Below are 4186 nucleotides of genomic sequence, written 5' to 3'. Positions count from 1 at the left end.
TTAGTCGGGTGCCTTTTTGGCACCCGCATTAATCCAGCATGGTTATTTGTAAGCGCTATTGGCACCAGCTACTTAGCAGGGCTAATCGATCTTGAAAGTATGTTAGTTAACTACGCTAACCCGTCGCTTATCACTTTAGTACTATTGGTGTTAGTGTCGACCGCAATAGAAAAAACCACCCTAATTCAAAAGTTAGCGCAATCGCTATCTAAAGGTAGTTTAGTAAAATCGGTAACAAAATTGGGGTTATCAACCGCCTTTTTATCGTCGTTCACTAACAATACCGCCGTTGTTGCATCGCTTATTACCGCGATAAAAGACAATCCTAATCACTCCCCTTCAAAGCTATTATTACCGCTGTCGTACACTGCTATTTTGGGCGGCACTATTACGCTTATTGGTACATCAACCAACTTAATCGTCAATGGCTTTGCAGTAGATGCGGGCATGGAACCGCTGGGCTTTTTTGACTTTACCTTAGTCGGTTTAGGCGCGCTAAGCGTAGGCCTAATTACTATTTTAGTAATGCTTAAATACTTACCCGACAACGGTAAAAGCGACCAAGAAGTCGTGCCTTTTTACCTAGAAGGTAAAGTACAAGCAAACTCAAAGTTAATAGGCCAAACCGTTGAAGAAAACGGCCTGCGTGATTTAAAAGACTTATTCCTCGCTGAAATTATTCGCGATGGCAGCCGTATTTGCGCAGTCACCCCGCAGCAAATCATTCAAAAAGATGACGTGCTGCTGTTTGTAGGTGACATAAAATCGGTGCCATTACTTACCCGTTTTGACGGTTTAAAAGTAGTGCACGAGAATCATCAAAAAGACATAGAACACTTAGTAGAAGTAGTTGTAAGTCAGTCTTCAAAATTTATTGGTAAAACCGTAAAAGAAGCCCGCTTTAGAGAGCAGTTTCATGCTGCTGTTATTGCCATTCGTCGTGGGCACGACCGCTTACAAGGCGGCCTTGGGCAAGTGCAACTACAAGCTGGCGACTCACTAATACTCGCCCCAGGCAAAAACTTTTACACCTTGCCTAATTTAAAGCGCGAATTTGTGTATATTTCAGGGTTTGACTTACAAGCCCACCTTGCACCTAAACAATCAAACATTGTGCTACTAAGCTTTGCCGCAGTACTGGGTTTAAGCATTATTGGCATAGTGCCGCTGGTTAAAGGCTTATTAGTATTACTGATTGGCTTAATGCTCAGTGGCACCATAAAACTTAACGAAGTAAAACGCCGTTTTCCTATCGAGTTACTCGTGGTCGTAGGCAGCGCCATTGGCCTTGCTAAATTAATGATAGGCACCGGACTTGCCGGGCAAATATCCGACGCCATGTTTATGGTACTTGGCGACTTTGGCCCTTACGGCGCATTTATAGCTATATTTTTAATGACCGTATTATTTACCGAGCTTATTACTAATAACGCAGCTGCTGCCTTGTCGTTCCCTGTCGCTTACTCGCTCGCGGTTGGTTTTAATGTAGACCCGCTACCGTTTATTATGGCGGTTGCCTTTGGCGCATCAGCTAGCTTTATATCGCCATTTGGGTATCAAACTAACCTAATGGTTTATAGCGCGGGTAACTATCGCTTAAAAGATTACATAGTGATGGGCTTACCCCTTTCTATTATTTATTCAATCACGGTATTAACCTTGATCCCGCTGGTATTTCCGTTTTAATACCTGCGCTCACAGCATAAGAGACTCTCACTATGGATGAAAATATAGTTTGGCATAACTACGCAACGACAAAAGCACAGCGTAGTGAGCAAAAAAAACATAAGCCCGCTATTTTATGGTTTACCGGCTTTTCAGGCTCTGGCAAAAGCACCGTAGCAAACGCACTAGAAGCGGCGCTTAATCAGCAAGGTACGCACACTTACCTGCTTGATGGCGACAACGTACGCCACGGTTTATGTAAAGATCTAGGCTTTAGCGACGAAGACCGCATTGAAAACATACGCCGCGTAGGCGAAACCGCAAAACTAATGACCGACGCTGGCTTGTTAGTACTTACTGCGTTTATATCGCCTTTTAGAGCAGAACGTGACATGGTGCGTAACTTAGTAGACGAAGGCGAATTTATCGAAGTATTTATCGATACCCCACTGGATGTATGCGAAAGCCGCGATCCAAAAGGCTTATACAAAAAAGTCCGCGCTGGAGAGATAAAACACTTCACTGGTATCGATTCAAGCTACGAAGTGCCAAACAATCCAGAAATAATTTTAGATACAAGTAAAAACACCCTAGACCAATCGGTTACACAACTGATAACGTATCTAAAACAAAAGCACATAATATAGGTTAACCCCATGAACCAAACCGAACTGCTAGAAGAAACCCTCATCCTTGCCCGCAAAGCAGGCCAAGCGATAATGGGAATTTACGAAAAGGATTTTAACGTTGAGTACAAAGCCGATGAAAGCCCCGTAACCGACGCCGATTTAGCAGCTCATAAACTGATTGTGGCAGGGCTTCAACAGCTCACACCTGATATTCCAATACTCAGTGAAGAAAACGCCGACATAAGCTGGGATGTACGCCAAACGTGGAAAAGCTACTGGTTAGTTGATCCAATCGACGGCACTAAAGAATTTATTAAAAAGAACGGTGAATTTACCGTAAACATCGCCCTAATTAAAAACGGTATTCCTATTTTAGCCGTAGTAGATGCACCCGCACTCGGCGTATCGTACTTAGCCGCCGAAGCAATTGGCGCGTTTAAAGATAAAGGCGATGAGCGAATTGAGCTTAAAGTAACAACTAAACCTAACAAAGGGTTAATTCGTGTTGTAGGCAGCCGCTCGCACCCATCTCCCGATTTAGCCGAGTTTGTGAAACGCTTTGACGAGGTTGAAATGGTGTCTAAAGGCAGCTCACTAAAACTCTGTTTAGTCGCCGAAGGCAGCGCCGATATTTACCCACGCTTAGGTCCAACCTGCGAATGGGATACAGGAGCAGGCCATGCAATCGCTGAAATAGCCGGTGCTAAAGTCACTAAGCTTGATGGCAGCCCGCTTATTTATAACACCAAAGATGAGTACTTGAATCCGCATTTTGTAGTGAGTGCGGTGGAAGAGTAAGGGTAGTTTTTAGTGGTTAGCTATCAGTTGTCAGCAAGACAAGTGATAGCTTTAGCTTCATTAATGTAATGAAGAGGTAAGCACTAACTTGGGGGGAACCACAGCCCCCTTCAAATTATTGTTTGCCCACTAAAGATCACCTCTAATAGTCTCTAACGAGACAACTCTGGACATTAATATCTTTATTTCCGAACTAGTGTAATGATCTAGTTCAGTTTGTATGAAGTTGATTAAATCAGGAATATCTGCATCAGCCTTAACAAAAAGATATTTGATATCAGAAGGAGTGATTTTTAGGCTATATGTATTTTTAGCCTTTAGATTTTCAGCCTCCAATACTTTTAAATTCTTAAACTGATGTTCATAAAGAAAAGGGGGGATTTTTAACTCTGAACTCTTCCCATTTACTGCAAATCTCCATTCATTTTCTTGGTGGAACTCTTTTGATATAAATTGCCCATTGATAAACATTTTACCTTCTATAGGCTTCACATGTGTCATAATAGTATTTATGTCATCACCTGCACCACAATAAAACTGCTTATCTTTTAAATTTTCTCCAAACAATTTTTTTAAAGCTAATTGTTGAGCACTACCCTCATTTAGATAAATAACTGGTGATAACCTATTCAATCTAGCCCATTCCTTCGTTGCACCTAGACCAAAATTACCATAAAAATCTACATGTTCATCAACTCTAGAAAGAGGAATATCACAAAAACAGACAATAGGATAAGCAGCTTGAGCATCATTCGAGCTATACCATTTTACATCTTCTAGACAGAAACGAGGCCAGAATCCATTTAATAATATATCTTTCAAGAACTCTAAGTTCTTTGTGAAATGAAATAATGTATGCGACTTTGGTTGCAAATTGCTCTCCTTGCAAAATAGTGTGCTGTCAATTTTATCAGAGAACACTTATCTTATTTTATGTAGTTCTATTAATAGCAAATCGTGTAAGTTATTGCCAATTATAAATATTATATCCAGATAGACTATTCGTTATGAAGACCGTCCCCTTGGCTTAACTAATCGCATGGCGCTATGATATGTTGGGTTGGGTTTCGCTTCGCTCTACCCAACCTACACAT

4 protein-coding genes are annotated in these 4186 nt (G+C 41.4%); 3 read left to right on the top strand and 1 reads right to left on the bottom strand.

Going from position 1 to position 4186, the window contains the following annotated elements; translation table 11 throughout:
* From Q0688_RS26520 to cysQ, 3 genes are all read left to right on the top strand, one after another.
* The coding region (locus Q0688_RS26520; RefSeq protein WP_299084770.1) for an SLC13 family permease at window positions 1–1686 on the top strand (1686 nt) is incomplete at its 5' end.
* A gap of 32 nt (window positions 1687–1718) precedes the next feature.
* Window positions 1719–2312: an adenylyl-sulfate kinase gene (cysC, locus tag Q0688_RS26515; RefSeq protein ID WP_299084767.1), complete on the top strand. Its 594-nt coding sequence runs from the start codon at window positions 1719–1721 to the stop codon at window positions 2310–2312.
* Between the two features lie 9 nt (window positions 2313–2321).
* Complete coding sequence (cysQ, locus tag Q0688_RS26510; RefSeq protein ID WP_149594500.1) at window positions 2322–3092, top strand: 3'(2'),5'-bisphosphate nucleotidase CysQ; 771 nt, start codon at window positions 2322–2324, stop codon at window positions 3090–3092.
* Between the two features lie 129 nt (window positions 3093–3221).
* Here the strand turns inward: cysQ and Q0688_RS26505 are convergent, their stop codons facing one another.
* Window positions 3222–3914 (bottom strand): abortive infection system antitoxin AbiGi family protein, encoded by a 693-nt coding sequence (locus Q0688_RS26505; RefSeq protein ID WP_299084753.1) that lies wholly within the window; start codon window positions 3912–3914, stop codon window positions 3222–3224.
* Window positions 3915–4186: the final 272 nt, after the last annotated feature.

The sequence above is a fragment of the uncultured Paraglaciecola sp. genome (assembly GCF_937123705.1).
Classification (GTDB): Bacteria; Pseudomonadota; Gammaproteobacteria; order Enterobacterales; family Alteromonadaceae; genus Paraglaciecola.
The sequence above is the reverse complement of the archived record's forward strand: the minus strand, read 5'-3'. Positions and strand labels throughout refer to the sequence as shown.